This window comes from Micromonospora echinospora, from assembly GCF_900091495.1.
Classification (GTDB): Bacteria; Actinomycetota; Actinomycetes; order Mycobacteriales; family Micromonosporaceae; genus Micromonospora; species Micromonospora echinospora.
The window spans coordinates 3,951,872-3,971,669 of the sequence record NZ_LT607413.1; the positions used below are offsets into that span (position 1 = coordinate 3,951,872).

Annotated in this window: 16 protein-coding genes; 12 read left to right on the forward strand and 4 right to left on the reverse strand. The window is 72.2% G+C overall.

What is annotated here, in order from left to right; genetic code table 11:
- Nucleotides 1-517: 517 nt before the first annotated feature.
- A complete protein-coding gene (locus GA0070618_RS17925) occupies nt 518-1,168 on the reverse strand; it encodes a sulfotransferase family protein (protein ID WP_197701550.1) in 651 nt (216 codons plus the stop codon).
- A 41-nt stretch (nt 1,169-1,209) separates the two neighbouring features.
- Nucleotides 1,210-2,661 carry an MFS transporter gene (locus GA0070618_RS17930; protein ID WP_157748951.1) on the reverse strand — a complete coding sequence of 484 codons (1,452 nt, stop codon included), beginning with the start codon at nt 2,659-2,661 and terminating at the stop codon, nt 1,210-1,212.
- A 333-nt stretch (nt 2,662-2,994) separates the two neighbouring features.
- Between GA0070618_RS17930 and GA0070618_RS17935 the strand changes: the two genes are divergently transcribed.
- From GA0070618_RS17935 to GA0070618_RS17990, 12 genes are all read left to right on the forward strand, one after another.
- Nucleotides 2,995-3,963 (forward strand): ABC transporter substrate-binding protein, encoded by a 969-nt coding sequence (locus tag GA0070618_RS17935; RefSeq protein ID WP_157748952.1) that lies wholly within the window; start codon nt 2,995-2,997, stop codon nt 3,961-3,963.
- A complete protein-coding gene (locus GA0070618_RS17940; RefSeq protein ID WP_197701551.1) occupies nt 3,960-5,051 on the forward strand; it encodes a FecCD family ABC transporter permease in 1,092 nt (363 codons plus the stop codon). The genes GA0070618_RS17935 and GA0070618_RS17940 overlap by 4 nt, the downstream gene beginning before the upstream one ends.
- Nucleotides 5,051-5,884 (forward strand): ABC transporter ATP-binding protein, encoded by an 834-nt coding sequence (locus tag GA0070618_RS17945; RefSeq protein WP_088982664.1) that lies wholly within the window; start codon nt 5,051-5,053, stop codon nt 5,882-5,884. Before GA0070618_RS17940 ends, GA0070618_RS17945 begins: the two co-directional genes overlap by 1 nt.
- Before the next feature lie 355 nt (nt 5,885-6,239).
- Nucleotides 6,240-7,445, forward strand: coding sequence for a cytochrome P450 (locus tag GA0070618_RS17950; protein WP_088982665.1), 1,206 nt, complete (start codon nt 6,240-6,242; stop codon nt 7,443-7,445).
- A gap of 11 nt (nt 7,446-7,456) precedes the next feature.
- Entirely contained in the window at nt 7,457-7,687 is a 231-nt protein-coding gene (locus GA0070618_RS17955; RefSeq protein WP_088985623.1) for a ferredoxin, read from the forward strand.
- A 265-nt stretch (nt 7,688-7,952) separates the two neighbouring features.
- Complete coding sequence (locus tag GA0070618_RS17960) at nt 7,953-8,141, forward strand: hypothetical protein (RefSeq protein ID WP_088982666.1); 189 nt, start codon at nt 7,953-7,955, stop codon at nt 8,139-8,141.
- Nucleotides 8,138-10,393, forward strand: coding sequence for a heavy metal translocating P-type ATPase (locus tag GA0070618_RS17965; protein WP_088982667.1), 2,256 nt, complete (start codon nt 8,138-8,140; stop codon nt 10,391-10,393). Before GA0070618_RS17960 ends, GA0070618_RS17965 begins: the two co-directional genes overlap by 4 nt.
- A 137-nt stretch (nt 10,394-10,530) precedes the next feature.
- A complete protein-coding gene (locus tag GA0070618_RS17970) occupies nt 10,531-11,460 on the forward strand; it encodes an LLM class F420-dependent oxidoreductase (RefSeq protein WP_088982668.1) in 930 nt (309 codons plus the stop codon).
- Between the two features lie 53 nt (nt 11,461-11,513).
- Entirely contained in the window at nt 11,514-12,782 is a 1,269-nt protein-coding gene (locus GA0070618_RS17975; protein WP_172900305.1) for an FAD-binding protein, read from the forward strand.
- A 42-nt stretch (nt 12,783-12,824) separates the two neighbouring features.
- Nucleotides 12,825-16,145 carry a BTAD domain-containing putative transcriptional regulator gene (locus tag GA0070618_RS17980; protein ID WP_088982669.1) on the forward strand — a complete coding sequence of 1,107 codons (3,321 nt, stop codon included), beginning with the start codon at nt 12,825-12,827 and terminating at the stop codon, nt 16,143-16,145.
- A gap of 262 nt (nt 16,146-16,407) precedes the next feature.
- Nucleotides 16,408-16,779, forward strand: a complete 372-nt coding sequence (locus GA0070618_RS17985) for a hypothetical protein (protein ID WP_088982670.1) — start codon at nt 16,408-16,410, stop codon at nt 16,777-16,779.
- A gap of 210 nt (nt 16,780-16,989) precedes the next feature.
- Complete coding sequence (locus GA0070618_RS17990; RefSeq protein WP_231931356.1) at nt 16,990-17,724, forward strand: DUF2306 domain-containing protein; 735 nt, start codon at nt 16,990-16,992, stop codon at nt 17,722-17,724.
- A gap of 42 nt (nt 17,725-17,766) precedes the next feature.
- Here the strand turns inward: GA0070618_RS17990 and GA0070618_RS17995 are convergent, their stop codons facing one another.
- Together GA0070618_RS17995 and GA0070618_RS18000 are read right to left on the reverse strand one after the other, a co-directional pair.
- Nucleotides 17,767-18,906: a site-2 protease family protein gene (locus tag GA0070618_RS17995; RefSeq protein ID WP_088982672.1), complete on the reverse strand. Its 1,140-nt coding sequence runs from the start codon at nt 18,904-18,906 to the stop codon at nt 17,767-17,769.
- Between the two features lie 70 nt (nt 18,907-18,976).
- Nucleotides 18,977-19,672 (reverse strand): proteasome protein, encoded by a 696-nt coding sequence (locus tag GA0070618_RS18000; RefSeq protein WP_088982673.1) that lies wholly within the window; start codon nt 19,670-19,672, stop codon nt 18,977-18,979.
- Nucleotides 19,673-19,798: the final 126 nt, after the last annotated feature.

The following is a 19,798-nucleotide window of genomic DNA, read 5'->3' on the forward strand; positions in this document are numbered from 1 at the left end:
CCGGGCGAGCCGGCCGGGTGCGTTCTGCCCGGAGGCCAGTCTCGGACGTACGGATCGAGCGTGGCCCGTGGCGGGTCGAGCGGGTCAGTCTGCCTGCGGTGCGGGCTCGCCGTGCCAGTGGACCGCGACCTTCGCGGTCACTCTGCTGCCGGTGTGGTCACGCGGGCGGGTCCGGTGGGTGGCGGCGCGCTCCGGGCATCCGGACCGGAGGGGCGATCGGAGCCCCGCGACGGTCGCGGGCCCGGGCCATCCGTGACGTCGGAGAGGGCCGTCGGCCGAGATCCGTACCGGGTGCGATCCCGGAGCCGGCGGCGACGGCCGGGGGAGGACGCCCGGCGATCGCGGTGCCCCGGGTCGCCGCCGGAGCGGTCGACGCGCACCGGCGGGCATCGACCGGCCAGGACCGGCCGACGGGGCGGAGACGGCGGGGATCTTCCGTCGGCCCGCCCGGGGTGCCGGACGGCAGCGACCCGGCGGCGGAACCCGCGCCGGGTCGCGTCCATCCGGTCCGACCCGGTCAGCTCTCGGGGCCGCGCAGCGCAGCGGGACGTTCGTTCAGGTGCGGATACGGATTGTCCGGCACCGCCACGCCGAGGAACCGGCAGAGCGGCTCCCATCCCTGGCCCGGCTGGTACTCGAGAAGACGGTCGGCGGGCACCTCCCGGCGGACCGCCTCGTTGTGCCGCTCGTAGCAGGCGATGACGTGGTCACGGTCGTCGACCCGGCCGTCGAAGCTGAGGGGCACGGTGACCCGGTGGCCGACCATGGTCGCGGTCTGGACGACCTGTTCGGCGGGCAGGTGCGGGAAGTTGGCCACCAGCGCGCCCGTCTGCTTCCCGTGCCGCAGCATGCTCAGGATGGTCCTCTCCATCGACTCGTACCAGACGGCGGAGTCGCGGGTGGTCAGGATGACCTTGGCCTGCGGGTACTCCTGCACCAGCTCGCGCCAGAAGGAGGTGGCGGGCCAGTCCACGGTCGCGCGATACCCCTCGAGCGCCGTACGGAGCGCGGTGAGGTCGTTCTCTGCGGCGGCCAGCCAGTACTTGGCCTGGTCCGGCTTCTCGAAGAGCGTGGCGAAGTGGTAGCACGGGTCGAAGCCGAGCTGCACGAGAGCTGCCCGTAGGGAGAGGGTGCCAGTCCGGCCGAAGCCGACCCCGATCACGTCCATTGAGATGCGTCCTTCCACGGTGGAAACAGATGCCGGTGGTGTCAGTCGAGAGCCTTCTCGGGCATCACCTCGATCGGTTCGGCGACGGCGGGCGCCACGGCGGGCCGGGCCCGGCGGGCCGTCAGCAGCAGACCCGCGGCGAGGACGACGGCGGTGAGCGTGGCGATGGTGAGTGACGTCGTCAGGGCGTTCCTCATGCCGGGAACGGAGTGGCCGGAGGCGGCCCACACGGCCGTGGCGACGGCCGGGCCGAGGGTGAAGCCGAGCATCCGCCCGGACTGGAGGGTGCCGGCGGCGGTGGCCGCGAGCGGACGCGGAGCGGCCCGCATCGCCATGGCCTGGACCGGCCCGCCGAACAGGGCGGTGCCGGCCCCGCCCACCGCCAGTCGCCAGGCCAGGTCCACCGGGCCCCAGTCGCTGGCGAGCGGTTGGACCAGCAGCACCGAGGTCGCCACCAGGAGGGCCCCGACGAGCGCCACCGGCCCCGGCGCCCAACGGTCCGCCAGGGTGCCGCCGAGCGGCGCGAACACCGCCATGGCCAGCGGATAGGCCAACACCGTCAGACCGGCGACGGCCGCGCTGGTGTCGAGCACCTGGAGGAGGAAGTACGGCACGATGAACGCCAGCATCGCGTACCCCAGGGAACCGGTCACGATCGCGAGCGCGGCCACCGAGATCTCCCGCGTACGCAGCAGGTCCAGCACCGGCCGGTTGGTGCCCAGCCGGTGCCAGAGCAGCAGCGCCGGCACGGCGAGCAGCGACAGCAGCACCCAGGCCGGGCCCCGGTCCGGCGCCAGCGAGATGCCGCCCAGGAGCGCGCCGACCGAGACGGCGATCAGCCCGGCGGCGACCAGCCACTCCCGGTCCGGCAGCCGGAACGCCTTGCCGGTGGCCGGGATCGTCCGGAGACCGATCGGCAGTACCACGGCGCACACGGGCACGACCACCAGGAAGGCCGCCCGCCAGCCGATCGTGTCGAGCAGGAACCCGCCGAGCGACGGGCCGGTGATCGCGCCGAGCGGTCCCATGGTGGCGATGACGCTCATCGCCCGACCCTGCGCGTCGGCGCGGACCGCGAGGGCGGCCAGGGCGGGCGCCATGGCGAAGATCAACGAGGCGAAGACACCCTGGATGACCCGGGCGGTGATCAGGGTCTCGATCCCCGGGGCCAGGCCGGCGGCGAGGCTGGTGAGCCCGAAGCCGCCGACCGCGAAGGCGTACGCCGTCCGGCGGTCGATCTGGTCGAGCCAGCGTCCACAGGGCAGCACCAGGATCACCGCCGGCAGCAGGTAGCCGACCGCCACCCACTGCGTCACCCCCTGCGTCGTCCCGAGTTCCCGCTGGATGACGGGGAGCGCCACGTGCACGACGTTGATCTCCAACATCACGAGGAAGGAGATCAGGCCCGCGGTGAGCACGACCGCCCAGCTGTTGCGCTGGCGCGGTTCGGCCGGTCCGTTCGGCGGCGGCGTGATCTCCCGGCTCTGCGTCACGTTCCAGCTCCATCCACGCGTTCGTCGGGGGTCCGTGTCAGAAGGTAGTCGCTCCGCTACCAGATTTGGTTCACGCGGACGACGAGATTCTTGGATATCCCTGCGATCTGGGACGCGACCGGTATGTCCGATCCTGATCGCGCGACCGTCGGGAACTTCCCGGGTACGGAGCGCGACTAACGGAACATGACTGAGATGTTGGCAGGGAGGCGGGCCGACGGGGCGGCGCGGACAGCCCGTCCTCTCCATCGCGTGGGAGGGGCGCGTCGGTCCCGGCCATCCGGTGCCGACCGGCGGCGCCGGTCCCCGCGGACCGCCCCCTGGCTCGCCGTCATGATGAGCGGCGTCGTGGTGCTGGCCGGTTGCGGTGACGCCGGCTCGGCCACCGACACCAGCGGGACCGGCACGGTGACCATCAAGGACTGCCAGGGCAAGGACGTGGCGGTTCCCGCGTCGCCGCGCCGGGTGGTCACCGTGGACGGTTACGCCGCCCAGGCCATGGCGAGGCTGGGACTGACCGACCGGATCGTGGGAACGGGCTATCCCGCCCCGTTCGGCGCCGACCAGCAGCCCTTCCGGGGCGAGCTGGAGAAGCTGCGCGTGCTCGGGCGGACCGTGGCGACCACCGAGGTGGTGGCCGCCGCCACCCCGGACCTCGTGCTGACCGGTTTCTCCACCTTCGGCCAGGCACCCGGCAGCCCCAGCGACGCCGACCTGGAGACGATGAAGGCCAAGGGCATCTCCGCCTGCCTGGGGGACGAGAAGAACGGCGGACCGGCGAGTCTCACCTCGACGTACGACTTCCTCACCCGCCTCGGGCGGGTGTTCCAGGTGGAGGAGCGGGCCGAGCAGGTGATCGGGGAGTTGCGCGCCAGGGAGCAGGCGGTCGCCGCGAAGCGGGGCTCGGACAAGCCGCGGGTGCTGATCCTCCAGGACAACCCGGTCGCCGGTCAGCCGCTGAAGACCTCGGGCACGGTGACCATCGCCCATGCCCTCATCGAGGCGGCGGGCGGCCAGAACGCCTTCACCGACGTGACGTCCATGCACGCGGACGTCTCACCGGAGGAGGTGCTCAAACGGGACCCGCAGGTCATCTGGGTGATCAGTGACTACCCGTTCGCCAAGGTGAAGGGCGACGAACTGCTGCGGCAGGTCAAGGCGAACCCGCTGCTGGCCAACACGAGCGCGGTCAAGCAGGGGCGCGTCGTCGGCACCTCGCAGTTCCTGGTCTCCTTTCCCACACCACTGAACCTCGACGGTCTGGAACAGCTCGCGGCCGGGTTGTGGGCGGGGCAGCCGTGACGGTCGCGGAGGCCCGCGCCGTCCCCGGCACCGAGGACAAGCGGCGGATCCCCCGGCGCCCGGACCGCGTGCCGTACGCCGTGGTGCTCGGCGGACTGCTCGTGATGCTGCTGGTGTCGCTGGTCGCGGCGACCGGGATCGGGCCGGTCCGGGTGCCCCCCGACGAGGTGGGCCGGATCCTCCTGCACCACCTGACCGGTGGTGGCGACAGCACGTTGACCTCGGATCTGATCGTCTGGCGGATCCGGTTCCCCCGGGTGCTGCTCGGTGCGGTGGTCGGCGCGGGACTCGCGCTCTCCGGCGCCGTGGTGCAGAGCGTGGTCCGCAACCCGATCGCCGACCCGTACCTCCTCGGACTCTCCTCGGGCGCGTCGGTCGGTGCGGTGGTCGTGCTGACCACCGGCCTGGCCGTGCTGGGCGCCCTGACGCTGCCCACGGCGGCCTTCCTCGGCGCGGCGGGCGCCATGGCGGTGGTGCTGGTCCTGGCCCGACAGCACGGCCGCCTGCTGCCCCTGCGACTGGTGCTCGTGGGGGTGGCCTGCGCGCACCTGCTCGGTGGGGTGACCTCCTTCCTGCTGACCCGTTCGGAGAGCGCCGCCGTCCAGCAGCAGATCATCTTCTGGTTGCTCGGCGGCCTCTCCGGAGCGCGGTGGGAGTCGCTGGCGGTTCCCGCCGTGGTGGTGCTGGTCGGCACGGCGCTGCTCATGCTGGTGAGCCGCCGGCTGAACGTCCTCGTGCTCGGCGAGGAGGCGTGCGCGGCGCTCGGGGTCTCCGCCAGCGTCCTGCGACGTCAACTGTTGGTCCTGGTGACGCTCCTGACCGGCACGGTGGTCGCCGTCTCCGGCGGGATCGGGTTCGTCGGTCTGATCGTGCCGCACCTGGCCCGCATGATCGTCGGGGCCGACCACCGACGGATGCTGCCGGTGACCGTCACGCTGGGGGCGCTCTTCCTCATCTGGTCGGACGTCGCCGCCCGGATGCTGATCTCGCCGACGGAACTGCCGATCGGCATCCTCACCGCCTTCCTGGGCGTGCCGTTCTTCCTGCTGGTGATGCGGGCCCGGGGCCTGGCGGGGGAGGAGATGTGATGGACCTGTCCGTCGACGGGGTGTCGGTGACGCGGGGCGGCCGGAGGATCCTCGACGAGGTGAGCCTGTCGACCCGTGCGGGTGAGTGCACCGCGCTCGTGGGGCCCAACGGCAGTGGCAAGAGTTCCCTGTTGCGCACGGTCTACCGCGCGTACCGGCCCGACGCCGGGACGGTGCTGGTCGGCGGCCGTGACGTCTGGAAGATGACCGCGGCGGAGGCGGCGCGGAACACCGGCGTGCTGGCCCAGGAGCAGCACTCCGGGTTCGAGTTCACCGTCTTCGAGACGGTCTGCCTGGGGCGCTCGCCGCACCTGGGCACGTTCGACCGCTTCCGCAGCGTCGACCGTCGGGTGGTGGAGGAGGCTCTCGAACAGACCGGCCTGGTGGACCTGGCGCACCGCCGGGTCGGGCAGCTGTCCGGGGGCGAACGGCAGCGGGTCCTCCTCGCCCGTGCCCTGGCGCAGGAGCCGCGACTGCTGGTGCTCGACGAGCCGACCAACCATCTCGACATCCGCCACCAGCTGGAGTTGATGGAGCTGGTCCGCGGTCTCGGGGTGACCACGGTGGCGGCGCTGCACAGCCTCGACCTCGCCGCGACCTACGCGGACTCGGTCGTCGTCCTCCAGGAGGGGCGGGTGGTGGCGACCGGCGCGGCGGAGAGCACGATCACCCCCGAGGTCCTCCGGACGGTCTTCGGGGTCGACGGTCGCATCGACACGGACGCCGACACCGGCCGGGCGTTGCTGAACACCCGCCCGCTGTGCGTCTGCCCGACCCGGTCCTGTCACTGGAGTTGCAAGCCGTCGGACGCGTCGCGGGTGAGTCAGATGTAACGCCGTAATCCACAGTCGACGCCCGCCTTGTGGCGGGCGGATCGAGCATGCCGAGAATCGTCGACAAGGGCATCTGAAATATCGGCAGAATGGGTCAAAGTCGCCGCTACCGGCAATACGCCAAATAGTCCATCGTGATTGGAATGACAATGTCGACAATCTCTCTGTCGCGGTTGTTAACCTGGGATGATCATCGATGTTACTGGTATGTTGCTGCCGTACCTGGGGACGTACGGCCGGAGGCTCCGTCGCACGACCCGGTCGACGATGACCGGCCATCGGCAATCCACGTTCGTCCTCGTTCCCGCCGGGGTCGGCACGGGTCGATCCCGCTGATTGCTGCTAGAGGGGTACGATGACGGCCGACAACACCACGGAAGTGCCCGCCTACCCTTTCGGGCCGGTTAACAAGCTCGATCTCCACCCCCGATACACGGAGCTGCGCCGAACCGAACCGATCACCCGGGTCCGCATGCCCTACGGCGGCGAGGCGTGGTTGATCACGGGCTACACCGAGTTGAAGCAGTTCCTCGCCGACCGTCGTTTCAGCTCGCTGCAGGCGACCGAGCCGGACACCGCCCGGGTGACCCCGTTGCCCCTGCGCAAGGGAAACCTGCTCTCGATGGACCCGCCCGAGCACACCCGGATCAGGCGGGTCGTCGCCGGCGCGTTCACCAAGCGTCGGATCGACGCCCTGGCACCGCGTATCAAGGAGGTGGTGCACGAGCAACTCGACGCGATGGCGAAGCACGGCGCTCCGGTCGACGCGGTCGAATACCTCGCCGTTCCGGTGCCGGTGACGATGATCTGCGAACTCTTCGGGATCGCGTACGAGGACCGGGACCGGTTCCGACAGTTCTCGGACGTCTTCGTCGCCACCAGCGGAGCGCCGCCGGAGGAAATCGAGCGGTCGCGCAACGAGCTGGAGGCGTACCTCGGCGAACTCGCCGAGCAGCGCCGACGGGAGCCAAGGGAGGATCTCGTCACCACGTTGCTCGAGGCGTTCGAGCGGAAGGACCGGCTCAGCGAGACGGAGATGCTGCGCACCGGCATCGGCATCCTCATGGCGGGCCACGAGACGTCGCTCAGCATGATCGCGAACGTGCTCTACCTGCTGCTGGCCCAGCCCGAACTCTGGGCCCAACTGCGGGACGACCCGCGCCTGGTGCCCAGCGCCATCGAGGAGATGCTGCGGATCATTCCGCTCCGCTCGGTGGGCAGTTTCCCCCGGCGGGCGACCGAGGACGTCGAGATCGCCGGGGTCACCATTCGGGCCGGCGAGACCGTGGTCTTCCAGCGGGCGTCGGCGGACCGCGACGAGCGGATCTTCGAGAATCCGGAGGAGATCGATCTGGCCCGGTCGCACAATCCCCACCTGGGATTCGGGCACGGTGCGCACCACTGCCTCGGCGCGTCGATCGCGAGACTGGAGATCCAACTCGTCCTGGAGGGACTCATCGGGCGTTTTCCGGGACTCCGGTTGGCGGTCCCCGCCGACGAGGTGCCGTGGAAGCCCGGACTGATCGCGCGTTGTCCGTCGGCACTGCCGGTCGAGTGGTAGAGGGGCCGGCGGTGACCGAGCGGCAGTGGAAGGTGGAGGTCGATTCCTCGTGTATCGGGTCCGGAATGTGTCTGGCCACCGCGCCCGACCACTTCCGGTTGGTGGACGGGTGGTCGCAGCCGGTGGAAGAGGTGGTCCCGGAGGGGGATCCGATGGTCGTCGCGGCGGCGGATCTCTGTCCGGTCAGCGCGATCGGCGTACGTGATGCCGAGACCGGCGCCGAGCTGCGGATAATCGATTAGGAACATAACGGGAATTGGTCGGGGGAGCCGTGTCGTCGGGATCGGCTGGATTGTGGCAGGGGCGATACGTCCCGGTCACCGGAGCCCGCTGGGCTGGAGTGTGGAACATGAATATCTGTCCGGACCGGAGAGGGGCCGCCACCGCGTCGCCCGGCGGCGGGTGGAGCCCGCACACGGACGTGGACGACGTCGGTGACGGGGGCGGCCGGTCGTGGCCCGGACGCCGGCCCTCGGTCGGACCCGGCGGCTCCGGAGAGGATCTGTCATGAACGCGATCTGGCGACTCGGCACCTACCTGCTCGTCCTGCTCGTGGTCTTCACGGTGATGCTGATCATCGGTCGGCTCATCGGCCCGATCAGCTCGCCGGCGGAGAGCGGTGAGGGCCACGACATGATGATGTCGGTGGGGCAGGTCGACCGGGTGTCCTCCGCGCCGGTGGAGGTGGCGCGATGAGCGTCGCCACGCCCCCCGACGTGTCCCCTGCGGCCAACCGGATCGACCTGGTCATCGGCGGGATGACCTGCGCGGCGTGCGCGAGCCGCATCGAGAAGAAGCTCAACCGGATGCCCGGCGTCCACGCCACGGTGAACTACGCGACCGAGAAGGCCAGCGTGGCGTTCCCCGACGACGTCACCCCGGCGGACCTCATCGCCACCGTGGTGAAGGCCGGCTACACCGCCGAGGTGCCGCCCCCGCCCGACGAGGTGGAACGCGGCGTCGCGCCGGCGGATCCGCTGGACGACCTGCGCAAGCGGCTGCTGGTGTCGATCGCGCTCTCCGTACCGGTGATCGCGTTGGCCATGGTGCCCGCCTGGCAGTTCACCTACTGGCAGTGGCTGTCGCTGACCCTGGCCGCCCCGGTCGTGGTGTACGGCGGCTGGCCGATGCACCGCGCCGCCTTCGTCAACCTGCGCCACGGCGCGGCCACCATGGACACCCTCGTCTCGCTGGGGACGCTGGCCGCGTTCGGCTGGTCGGTCTGGGCGCTCTTCCTGGGCGTCGCCGGCACCCCGGGCATGCGGCACCAGTTCTCGCTCAGCGTGTCGCAGACCGACGGGGCGGCCAGCATCTACCTGGAGGTCGCCGCCGGGGTCACCATGTTCATCCTCAGCGGCCGCTACTTCGAGGCCCGCGCCAAGCGCCGGGCCGGGGACGCGCTGCGCGCGCTGCTCCAGATGGGCGCGAAGGAGGCGACCGTCCTGCAGAACGGGGCGGAGGTCCGGCTGCCGATCGACCGGGTGGTGGTCGGGCACCGGTTCGTGGTCCGTCCCGGAGAGAAGATCGCCACCGACGGGGTGGTCGAGGAGGGCAACGGCACCGTCGACGTGTCGATGCTCACCGGGGAGTCCGTGCCGGTGGAGGTCGTGCCGGGCGACGAGGTCGCCGGGGCGACGGTCAACCGCAGCGGGCGGCTCGTGGTCCGCGCCACCCGGGTCGGCGCCGAGACGCAACTCGCGCAGATGGCCAAGCTCGTCGAGGAGGCACAGTCGGGCAAGGCCCCGGTGCAACGACTGGCCGACCAGGTGGCCGGGGTGTTCGTACCGGTGGTGATCGGGCTCGCCGTCGGGACGTTGGGCTTCTGGCTGGGCACCGGGATGGGATCGCCGTCCTTCGCCTTCGCGGTGGCCGTCCTGATCATCGCCTGCCCGTGCGCGCTCGGCCTGGCCACGCCCACCGCCCTACTGGTCGGGACGAACCGGGGGGCCCAACTGGGGGTGCTCATCAAGGGTCCGCAGATCCTGGAGAACAGCCGCCAGGTGGACACCGTCGTGCTGGACAAGACCGGCACCGTCACCACCGGCCGGATGAGCCTGCTGGAGGTGGTCGTCGACGACACCGACCGGGACGAGGTGCTGCGGGTCGCCGCGTCGCTGGAGTCCGCCTCGGACCACCCGGTGGCCCGGGCGATCGTGGCCGGGGCCGGCGACCCCGGGCAACTGCTGCCGGTCACCGACTTCGAAGACCTCCCCGGGCTCGGCGTCCGGGGCGCCGTCGCCGACCGGCCGACCCTCGTCGGGCGGTCCCGGCTGCTCACCGAGGCCGGACTGGAGATCCCGACCGCGCTCGACGAGGCCCGACAGGCGGCCGAGGCGGCCGGTCGCACCGCGGTGCTGGTCGGCTGGGCCGGTGTCGTCCGGGGCGTCTTCGTGGTGGCCGACACCGTACGGGAGACCAGCGCCCGGGCGGTCGCCGAGCTGAAGGCCCTGCGTCTGGTGCCGGTGCTGCTCACCGGGGACAACGAGAAGGTGGCGCGGGCGGTGGCCGCGGAGGTCGGCATCGACGACGTCATCGCCGACGTGCTGCCCGCCGAGAAGGTCCAGATCATCAAGGAGTTGCAGGCCGAAGGACGGACGGTCGCCATGGTCGGTGACGGGGTCAACGACGCGGCGGCGCTGGCCCAGGCCGACCTGGGGATCGCGATGGGCAGCGGCACCGACGTGGCCATCGAGGCGTCGGACCTGACCCTGGTCCGGGAGGACCTGCTCGCGGTGGTGGACGCCCTGCACCTCTCCCGGGGCACCCTCCGGGTCATCAAGGGCAACCTCTTCTGGGCGTTCGCCTACAACATCTGTGCCCTGCCGCTGGCCATGGTGGGCATGCTCAACCCGATGATCGCCGGTGCCGCCATGGCGCTCTCCTCGGTCTTCGTCGTCTCCAACAGCCTGCGGCTGCGGACGTTCCAACCGGCACGGACGCCGTCGTGACGCCGGTGGGCGGGCGCGGTCCCGGCGCCCGCCCACCGGGACCCTCTCCGGTGCGTCCGTCGGACCGACGGCCGTGCCGGGACCGGTCGGCGACCGCCCCGGTGACCGGCAGGACGAAAGTTCCCTATGCTCGGCTCATGGAACTGCGCGTCTTCACCGAGCCCCAGCAGGGGGCCAGCTACGACCAGTTGCTCGCCGTGGCGCGTTGTGCCGAGGACGCCGGCTACGACGCGTTCTTCCGCTCCGACCACTACCTGATGATGGGGGAGGCGAGCGGGGAACCGGGGCCCACCGACGCTTGGACGACCCTCGCCGGCCTGGCCCGGGAGACCAGCCGGATCCGCCTCGGCACGCTGATGACCGCCGCCACCTTCCGGCTGCCCGGCCCGCTCGCCATCACCGTGGCCCAGGTGGACGCGATGAGCGGCGGCCGGATCGAGTTCGGTGTCGGCACCGGCTGGTTCGAGGCGGAGCACCAGGCGTACGGCATCCCGTTCCCGCCGCTCGCCGAGCGGTTCGACCGGCTGGAGGAGCAACTCGCCGTCATCACCGGCCTCTGGCAGACCCCGGCGGGGCAGACCTTCGACTTCTCCGGGAAGTACTACACCCTCACCGACTCGCCGGCCCTGCCGAAGCCGGTGCAGTCGCCCCGACCGCCGGTCCTGCTCGGCGGGATGGGCGCGAAGCGGACGCCCCGGCTCGCCGCCCGCTTCGCCGACGAGTTCAACCTGCCCTTCGTCCCGGTCGACGACACGGCCGCGCAGTTCGGCCGGGTCCGCGACGCCTGCGCCGCGATCGGCCGGGACCCGGCGGAGCTGCGCTGGTCCAACGCGCTGGTGCTGTGCTGCGGCCGGAACGACGCGGAGGTCCGGCGACGGGCCGAGGCGATCGGCCGTGACCCGGACGAGCTGCGGGAGAACGGGCTCGCCGGCTCGCCCGCGGAGGTCGTCGACAAGATCGGCCGGTACGCGGGCGTCGGCAGCCAGCGCATCTACCTCCAGACGCTCGACCTGGCCGACCTCGACCACCTGGAACTGGTCGCCGCCGAGGTCATGCCGCAGGTCTGAGCCCTATCGGCACCGACTCGCGGGTGCACCGCCGACGACCGAGGGGAGAGGTCATGGCAGGCGACGGGCGGACCACACCGGACACCGGGGTGCCCACGCGGAACTGGGCCGGCAACGTCACCTGGTCGGCGGCCCGCCGGCACCGTCCGACCACGGTCGACGAACTGCGGGAACTGGTGGCGGCGAGCCGGCGGATCCGGGCGGTGGGCAGCCGGCACTCGTTCAACCGGCTCGCCGACACCACCGGCGACCTGGTCGCGGTCGACGGCCTGCCGCCCACCGTCGAGATCGACCCCGTCGCGAACACCGCCACCGTGGCGGCCGGGCTGCGCTACGGCGAGGTCGCGGCGCGCCTGCACGAGCAGGGGTACGCACTGCCGAACCTGGCCTCCCTGCCGCACATCTCGGTCGCCGGGGCGGTCGCCACCGCCACCCACGGCTCCGGTGAGCGCCACGGCAACCTGGCCACCTCCGTCGTCGCCCTGGAACTGGTCACCGTCGACGGTGACCTGATCCGGGTGGACTCCACCGACGCCCGCTTCCCCGGCCTGGTGGTCGGTCTCGGCGCGTACGGGGTGGTCACCCGAGTCACGTTGGCCCTGGTGCCGACCTTCGAGATCCGCCAGTACGTCCACCTGGACCTGCCGCGCGAGGCGATGGACGAGGCGCTCGCCTCGGCGTACAGCGTCAGCCTCTTCACCGACTGGCGGGGCACCGGGTTCGACCAGGTGTGGCGCAAGCAGTTGGCCGACCGGCCACCGCCCCCGGCCCGGTGGCTCGGCGCGACGGCGGCGGACACGCCCCGGCACCCGGTGCCGGGCCTGCCCGGTGACACGTGCACCGTGCAGCTCGGGGTGCCCGGCCCCTGGCACGAACGGCTGCCGCACTTCCGGCCCGAGTTCACCCCGAGCAGCGGGCAGGAGTTGCAGTCGGAGTACCACCTGCCGAGGACGGCGGCGGCCGAGGCCCTGGCCGCGCTGGACGACGTCCGCGACCGGATCGCGGCGGTGGTGCAGATCTGCGAGCTGCGGACGGTCGCCGCCGACCGGCTCTGGCTCAGCCCCCAGTACGACCGGGACACCCTGTCGATCCACTTCACCTGGATACCCGACGCCGGGGCGGTCACCCCGGTGGTGGCCGCCGTCGAGGAGCGGCTGGCCCCGTTCGCCCCCCGTCCACACTGGGGAAAGATCTTCGGTCTGCCCCCGGCGGCGGTGGCCGCCGCGTATCCCCGGTTCGCCGACGCGGTCGCGGCCATGGTCGCTGCCGACCCCACCGGCACGTTCCGTAACGACCTGCTGGACCGCTACCTCCCGCGCTGACGGCGTCGGTGTGCGGGGACCGGGTACGCCAGAATCGGGGCCGTGTTCTTCGGCATCCTGGGTCCGGTCGAGGCGCGTACCGTCGACGGGACGGCCGTGCCCCTGGGCGGGCGGCAGCTGCGGGCCCTGCTCGCCCTGCTCCTGCTCGACGCCGGCCGGGTGGTCGGCGCGGACCGCCTGATCGACGGCCTGCACGGCGAACACCCGCCGGCCGGCGCGGCGAACGCGTTGCAGTCCCAGGTCTCCCGGCTCCGCCGGGCGCTGCGTGCCGCCGGCACCGGGGTGACCGTCGAGGCGTACCCGGCCGGGTACCGGCTCGCTGTCGACCCGGAGGACGTCGACGTGCACCGGGTCACCCGGCTCGACCGGGCCGCTCGGCAGGCCCTCGCCGCCGGAGCCCCGGCACGGGCGGTCGCCCTGCTCGGCGAGGCGCTCACGTTCTGGCGGGGCGAGCCGCTCGCCGACGTGACCGCCGTGCCGTTCGCCGCCGCCCAGGTCGCGCGCCTGACCGAGCTGCGGCTGGGCATCGTGTCGGAGTACGCCGAGGCGGCGCTCGCCGCCGGGGACCCGCACGCGCCGATCAGTCTGCTGAGCGAGGCGGTCGCCGCCCACCCCCTGCGGGAACGCCCCCGGGGGCAGCTCATGCGGGCGCTGCACGCCGCCGGCCGGTCGGCCGAGGCGTTACGGGTCTACGCCGACCTGCGTCGTGCCCTCGCCGGGGAACTCGGAGTCGAGCCCTCCGCGGAGCTGGCCGCGGTGCACCTGGCGGTGTTGCGCGACGAGCGCCGTGACCCGGTGGCACCGCCGCCGGCCCGGCTCCCGGCCCAGCTGAGCAGCTTCGTCGGCCGGGAGGGCGAACTGGCCCGGGTGACCGGACTGCTCGACGCCGGACGGCTGGTCACCGTCACCGGTCCGGGTGGGGTCGGCAAGACCCGGCTCGCGATCGAGACGGCCGGCCGGCGTGCCGGTGAGGTCTGCTTCGTCGACCTCGCCCCACTGCCGGCCGGCGCACGGGTCGCGCCCGTCCTGCTCGACGCGTTCGGCCTGCGGGAGTCCGGCCTCGGCCTGCCCGGCGTGACCCGTGCCCCGTTCACCGGCCCGCTCGTCGGCCCACACGGTGACAGCGCGTCAGCCGACGCTGACGTACCGGTGGGTGCCGGACCGGCGGGTGCTGCTGCGCTGGCCGGCGGTGCCGACAGCGCGGTGAACCGCCTGGTCACCGCGCTGTCGGACCGGCGGATGCTGCTCCTGCTCGACAACTGCGAACACGTCGTCGCCGACGCCGCGCCGGTCGTACGCGCTCTCCTCGCCGCCTGCCCGCACCTGCGGATCCTGGCTACCAGCCGGGAACCGCTCGGCCTGACCGGGGAACTGCTCTGCCCGCTCTCCCCGCTGCCGGTGCCGTCCCCGGATGCGCCGGCCGGGACCGTCGCCACCGCCCCGGCGTTGCGTCTCTTCGCCGACCGGGCCGCCGCGGTACGACCGGACTTCGTCCTCGACGGCGACACCGTCGACACGGTACGCCGGATCTGCGCCGCGCTGGACGGCCTGCCGCTGGCGATCGAACTGGCGGCGGTGCGGATACGGGCCCTGTCCCCGGCCGAGGTGGCGGCCCGGCTGGACGACCGGTTCCGGCTGCTGTCCCGGGGCGACCGGACGGCCGCGCCCCGGCACCAGACCCTGTACGCCGTGGTCCGCTGGAGCTGGGACCTGCTCAGCGACGCGGAACGGTGTCTCCTGCGCCGGCTGACCGTCTTCGCCGGTGGGGTGACCGTGTCCGCTGCCGAGCAGGTGTGTGGTGGTGGTTGTGGTTGCAGGGGACCCCTCCTACCGTTTTCTGCCGAGGAGGGGTCCCCTGCAACCACCCGGCGCGGGTGTGAGCCGGAGACTGCCGAACTGCTCGCCGCGTTGGTGGACCGGTCGCTGCTCGAACATGCCGGCGGCCGGTACCGGATGCTGGAGACGGTGCGGAGCTTCGGTGCCGAGCGGCTCGCCGAGGCCGGCGAGGACGACGTGCTCCGCCGGGCCCATGTCACGTACTTCCTCCGCCTGGCCAGCACCGCGGACGGTCACCTGCGCCGGGCGGAGCAGGTCGACTGGCTGCACCGGCTCCGTGCCGAGCACCGCAACCTGGATGCCGCCCTGCGCTGGGCGGTCACCGCCGACCCTCCGCTGGCGATGCGGCTGGTCGGCGCGTTGAGCGCCTACTGGTACCTGCGCGGCCTACGGGGGGAGATCGCCCCGCTGGCGGAACAGGTGCTTCGCGTGGTCGGCCCGGAACCACCCGACGGGCTGGCCGAGGAGTACGTACTCTGCGTGGTGTACGCCGTTTCCGGCGGCGCCGGTGCCGGCCTGGCCGACCACGTACGACGGGCCACCGCCTTGGTCGACGCGATGGAACATCCACCCCGGCAGCCGTTCCTCCACGTCCTGTGGGCACAGTTCGCCGGACCGCCCGGCGCGGAACTGCCCCGACGCAGACGGCTGCTCGGCGCGGACCCGTGGTCGCAGGCGCTCGGTCACTTCGGCAACGGCTTCCTCGCCCTGTTCCAAGGGCTCGTCGACACGGCCGAGGCGGAGCTGCGGCAGGCGCTGACCGGTTTCCGGTCGGTGGGGGACCGGTGGGGCGTGTCGCAGGCGTTGGACGGGTTGGCGACCATCGCCGCCTGGCGTGGCGCGGACGACGAGTGCCTCGCCCTGCGCGACGAGGCCCTGGGCCTGGTGCGGCAGCTCGGCGCGTACGAGGAGGTGGCGGACCTGCACTGCCGGCGGGCCGAGCGGCTGCTGCGCGTCGGTGACCCCGACGCGGCCCGCGTCGAGTACGGGCGGGCCGCCGACCTGGCCCGGCGCGGTGGCATGTCGGCGACGGCCGCCCAGGTCGCCTGGGGCCTCGGCGAGGTGGCCCGGCTGACCGGTGACCTGGCCGGGGCGCGACGGCAGCAGGCCGAGGCGCTGGCCCACGCCTCGGCCGGGTGGGCGGACGCGGGGATCCGGGTGGCCGCGCTGACCGCGCTCGGGCGTATCGCGCTGGCCGGCGGGGATCCCGATGAGGCCCGAACCCGACACCGGGAGGCCCTGGACAGCGCCCTCGATCAGCGCAACGGGCTGGACATCGCCGACGCGGCCGAGGGGCTGGCCGAGGTGCTGCTGCGGGACGGTGCGGCCGAACGGGCGGCCTGGCTGCTCGGCGTGGCGACCGGGCTGCGGGGCCTGCCGGTGACCGGCAACCGGGAGGTCGTCGCGGTGGCCGACAGGGTGCGGGCAGCGCTCGGCGACACCGGTTACGGTGCCGCGTTCGCCCGGGGCGCGGCGCTCGGTCACGAGGAGGGCCGGGCTCTCCTGCATGACCTGGTGCGCCGCTGACCAGTGCTGTGCTGATTGACCAGAAAGTGGAACCCAAGGCGGCCACAGGTTGCCTGGAGTGACCCAGATCACTTTATGTGATCGAGTGGAAAGTGGCGGGTCTATTCCCTGATCCACGCATTGAGGAATTGCTGCACATTGATGTAGGGTGAATCTGTTGATGTCGGTGCATGATGGTTGTCGGCTCGATCTGTCATGCACCGCATCGCACGGGGGCCCCATCGTTTATCTGCTCCGAGCTGATTCACGAAAGGGAGTTTGAATGAAGGTGGCAAAGTCGGTCGGAATTGCTCTGGCTGCACTCTTCGGGTCTGTCATGTTCCTGGCCGCCCCTGCTGCGGCCGCCCCGGCGCCAGCGCCAGCCGCTGCGGCCGTGGGCGAGGTCGGCGCGCAGGCCAGCTTCTGTGCTACGGGGCGGGTCGAGTCGTGGGCGACCAACCTGCCCATCCGTGCCGCTGCTTCCACGGCGGGCGCGTTGATCACCACGGCGCAGCCGGGATACCAGTACAACTGCGACGGGACCGTGACCGGGCAATCGGTGACCGCCTGTGGTGTCACCAGCAACGTCTGGGTCAGGATCGTTTTCAGCGGTCAGTGGGGCTACACCTATATGGCATGCCTGAACGACGTGTAGGTCGCGACTGGTTCGCGCAATTCCGTGACAAGGTGCGGAAGTAGCGCTATCTGATCGATGGGCGCCTGTGCTGCTGAGCCAGGCGCCCATCGGCATTCTCCCAAGGTCTACCCGGTCTGAATGGTGATGGTCAGCGTCCGGTGTGGAATCGGTCAGCGGGCTTCCCGATCCTCGTCAGCGGCACATCCGTTCAGTGACGAGGAGCAGACCGTGACCGAGACCCGATCCTCCCCTGTCCGCCCGCCCACCGCCGAGCAGCCGGTGGTGGGCGGTCCGCCCCGCCGTTGGTGGCGGCGCCCCTGGATGGCGCCCCTGGGCGTGGTGCTGGTGTTGTTCGTGGCCTTCTCCCTGCCCCCGTACCTGACCCTCGACGAGGGGCAGTCGCGGATCCCGCCGCCGGAGGGCGCGCCGCTCTACTACCCGCTGCTGGTCGCGCACGTCCTCTTCGCCTCGGTCGCCACGCTGACCTGCTGGTTCCAGGTGTGGCCGTGGTTCCGGCAGCGCTTCCCGGCCGCCCACCGCCGGATCGGCCGGGTGTACGTCTTCGCCGGGGTGCTCCCCGCCGGCGTGATCGGCCTCTACCTCGGCGCGGTGACCCCGTTCGGGCCGGCGGCCCAGGCCAGCGGGGTGGTGCTCGCGCCCCTCTGGTTGATCTGCACCATGGTCGGTTGGCGGCGTGCCCGGCAGCGGCGGTTCGTCGAGCACCGCCGGTGGATGGTCCGCAGCTTCGCGCTGACCGTCTCGATCATCACGAACCGGATCTGGGGCGTGGTCTTCTTCCTGCTGCTGAACCCGCAGCTGGAGACCACCTTCCACGGCGACGAGAAACTGATGAGCTGGATGATCGCCGGGGCGACCGCCTGGCTCGGCTGGACGCTGCCGCTGCTCGCCGCGCAGTGGTGGCTGGACCGTCACCCTCGTCCCCGTCCCGCCCGCGCCGGCTGACCGGTCCGGGCCAGGGCTCGACGCGGCCCGGAGCGGCGAGCGTCACCGCCGGGCGGCGAGCTGGTCGCGCATGCTGCTGCGCTGTACCGCCCGGCTGATGTCGCTGGGCGAGACGATGCCGACCAGGCGGCCGTCGGTCACCACCAGCGCCCGGCCGTCCGCGCACTGGCTGAGCCGGGGGAGCAGGTCGGTCAACTGCTCCTCCGGCCGGGCCAGCACCAGCTCGTCGGCCCGGCAGGCCACCTCGGCGAGGGTGGTGCCCGCCCGCTGGCCGGCGGGTACGTGCCGGACCCGGTCCAGGGTGACCAGGCCGATCGGCCGTCCGTCCTCGGTCAACGGCAGCGCCGAGTGCCGGTAGGCGAAGAGGTAGTGGTCGACGAAGTCGCCGACGGTCATCGCCGCCGAGGCGGTCTGCGGTTGCGGGGTCATCACGTCGGCGACCCGCACGCCGTGCAGCGCCGAGCCGAGCCGGGCCTGCCGTTCCTCCATGGTCGCGGCCCCGATCAGGAACCAGCCGATCAGCACCAGCCAGAGCCCGCCGATGCCGGCCCCGACCAGGAACTGCCAGAGGCCCAGTCCGATCAGCAGCACGCCCAGCACCCAGCCGGCGCGGGCCGCCACCACCGAGGCGCGGGTCCGGTCGCCGGTGGCCTTCCAGACCGCCGCCCGCAGCAGCCGGCCGCCGTCGAGCGGGGCGGCCGGCAGCACGTTGAAGATGGCGAGCAGGAGGTTGATGCCGGCCAGCCAGGAGAGCGCGCCCACCGGCAGCCCGCGTACCCCGGCGAGCGCCAGCGCGACCGCGACGCCGCCGAAGAGAACGCCGATGACCAGGCTGACCAGCGGCCCGATACCGGCGATACGTAGCTCGGCGCCCGGATTTGGCGCGTCACCCTTCAGCTCGGAGACCCCGCCGAACAGCCAGAGCGTGATGCCCTCGACCCCCAGCCCGTTCCGTTTGGCCACCACCGCGTGGGCGACCTCGTGGGCGAGTAGACCGACGAAGAAGACCACCGCGGCGGCCAGCCCGGCCAGCACGTACGCCCAGACCGGCTCCCCCGGGTAGGCGCGCGGGAACTGCCGCGCGGCCAGCGCCCAGGCGATCAGCGCGAAGATGACCAGGACGCTCCAGTTGACGCCGACGGGCACGCCGGCGACCCGACCGAGCCGGAAACTCGCCCTCATGGGCGGAGGGATACCCCGTCGGGCGGTGACCATGCCGGTCGTCGTCGACCACCCACTCGGTGCCGGTCGGTCAGTCGAACAGCCGGTCGAGCACTTCCTGTTCGAGGTCGCGCCAGCGCTGGGCGTCCTTCAGGGCCTTCGCGATCTCCTTGTCGTCGAGGTGATGGGCGCCCTCCTCGCGGATGCTCGCGACGCTGAACGGCCGGCCGACCGACGGCGAGGTCCGCTCCAGCGCCTCCAGCACCCGCACGACACCCACCACGCCGTACTCGACGGTCCGCTCGGTCATGCGGAAGTGGGACAGGAGCGCGCCGGCCTGCTGGGCCATGGGCGCGCCGGAGCCGATGGCGTGGAAACCCACGTCCTCGTACCGGCCGATGAGGCCGTTGGGGTTGATCTCCACGATCCACGGCCCGCCCTGACTGTAGCCCGCCGCGAGCAGGTACGCCGCCACCCCGCCGCCGTTGCCCTCGCCGGGCACGTCCGGGATGTAGTTCTCGTAGTGCTTCTTCAGGACGGGCAGGGCGCGCTCCTGCAACTCGTCGCCGATGTCGGGCGCTTCGAGGATGGCGGTGGCCGAGTCCTGGAGGATGGGGCGCAGGTCGTTGAGCACCCCGCGTGCGCCGCTGCCGCCCCAGGCGGCGCACGGGCCCAGCGGGTGCAGCTTCTGGGCGGGGAAGCTCAGACCTCGGTCGCTCTCCGTGATCTGGGAGTCCGCGCCGATCACCACCCCGTCACTACAGACGATGGCGAGCACGACGGTCATGGGGGCCTCCTGCGCAAGGGGTACGGGGTAGGGCGCGAGGTACCCGGCACCCCGCCTGCCTACACCCCGACGGGTGTGGCGCATACGCCCTCCCACCCCGTACCCGCCGCGCGGTCACGCACCCAC

Excerpts from the sequence above, each read along its gene's own strand:
- GA0070618_RS17925 (WP_197701550.1), bottom strand. The coding sequence starts at position 1,168 with ATGGACGTGATCGGGGTCGGCTTCGGCCGGACTGGCACCCTCTCCCTA.
- GA0070618_RS17960 (WP_088982666.1), top strand. The coding sequence starts at position 7,953 with ATGAACGCGATCTGGCGACTCGGCACCTACCTGCTCGTCCTGCTCGTG.
- GA0070618_RS17985 (WP_088982670.1), top strand. The coding sequence starts at position 16,408 with ATGAAGGTGGCAAAGTCGGTCGGAATTGCTCTGGCTGCACTCTTCGGG.
- GA0070618_RS17970 (WP_088982668.1), top strand. The coding sequence starts at position 10,531 with ATGGAACTGCGCGTCTTCACCGAGCCCCAGCAGGGGGCCAGCTACGAC.
- GA0070618_RS18000 (WP_088982673.1), bottom strand. The coding sequence starts at position 19,672 with ATGACCGTCGTGCTCGCCATCGTCTGTAGTGACGGGGTGGTGATCGGC.
- GA0070618_RS17975 (WP_172900305.1), top strand. The coding sequence starts at position 11,514 with ATGGCAGGCGACGGGCGGACCACACCGGACACCGGGGTGCCCACGCGG.
- GA0070618_RS17945 (WP_088982664.1), top strand. The coding sequence starts at position 5,051 with ATGGACCTGTCCGTCGACGGGGTGTCGGTGACGCGGGGCGGCCGGAGG.
- GA0070618_RS17995 (WP_088982672.1), bottom strand. The coding sequence starts at position 18,906 with ATGAGGGCGAGTTTCCGGCTCGGTCGGGTCGCCGGCGTGCCCGTCGGC.
- GA0070618_RS17950 (WP_088982665.1), top strand. The coding sequence starts at position 6,240 with ATGACGGCCGACAACACCACGGAAGTGCCCGCCTACCCTTTCGGGCCG.
- GA0070618_RS17935 (WP_157748952.1), top strand. The coding sequence starts at position 2,995 with ATGATGAGCGGCGTCGTGGTGCTGGCCGGTTGCGGTGACGCCGGCTCG.
- GA0070618_RS17965 (WP_088982667.1), top strand. The coding sequence starts at position 8,138 with ATGAGCGTCGCCACGCCCCCCGACGTGTCCCCTGCGGCCAACCGGATC.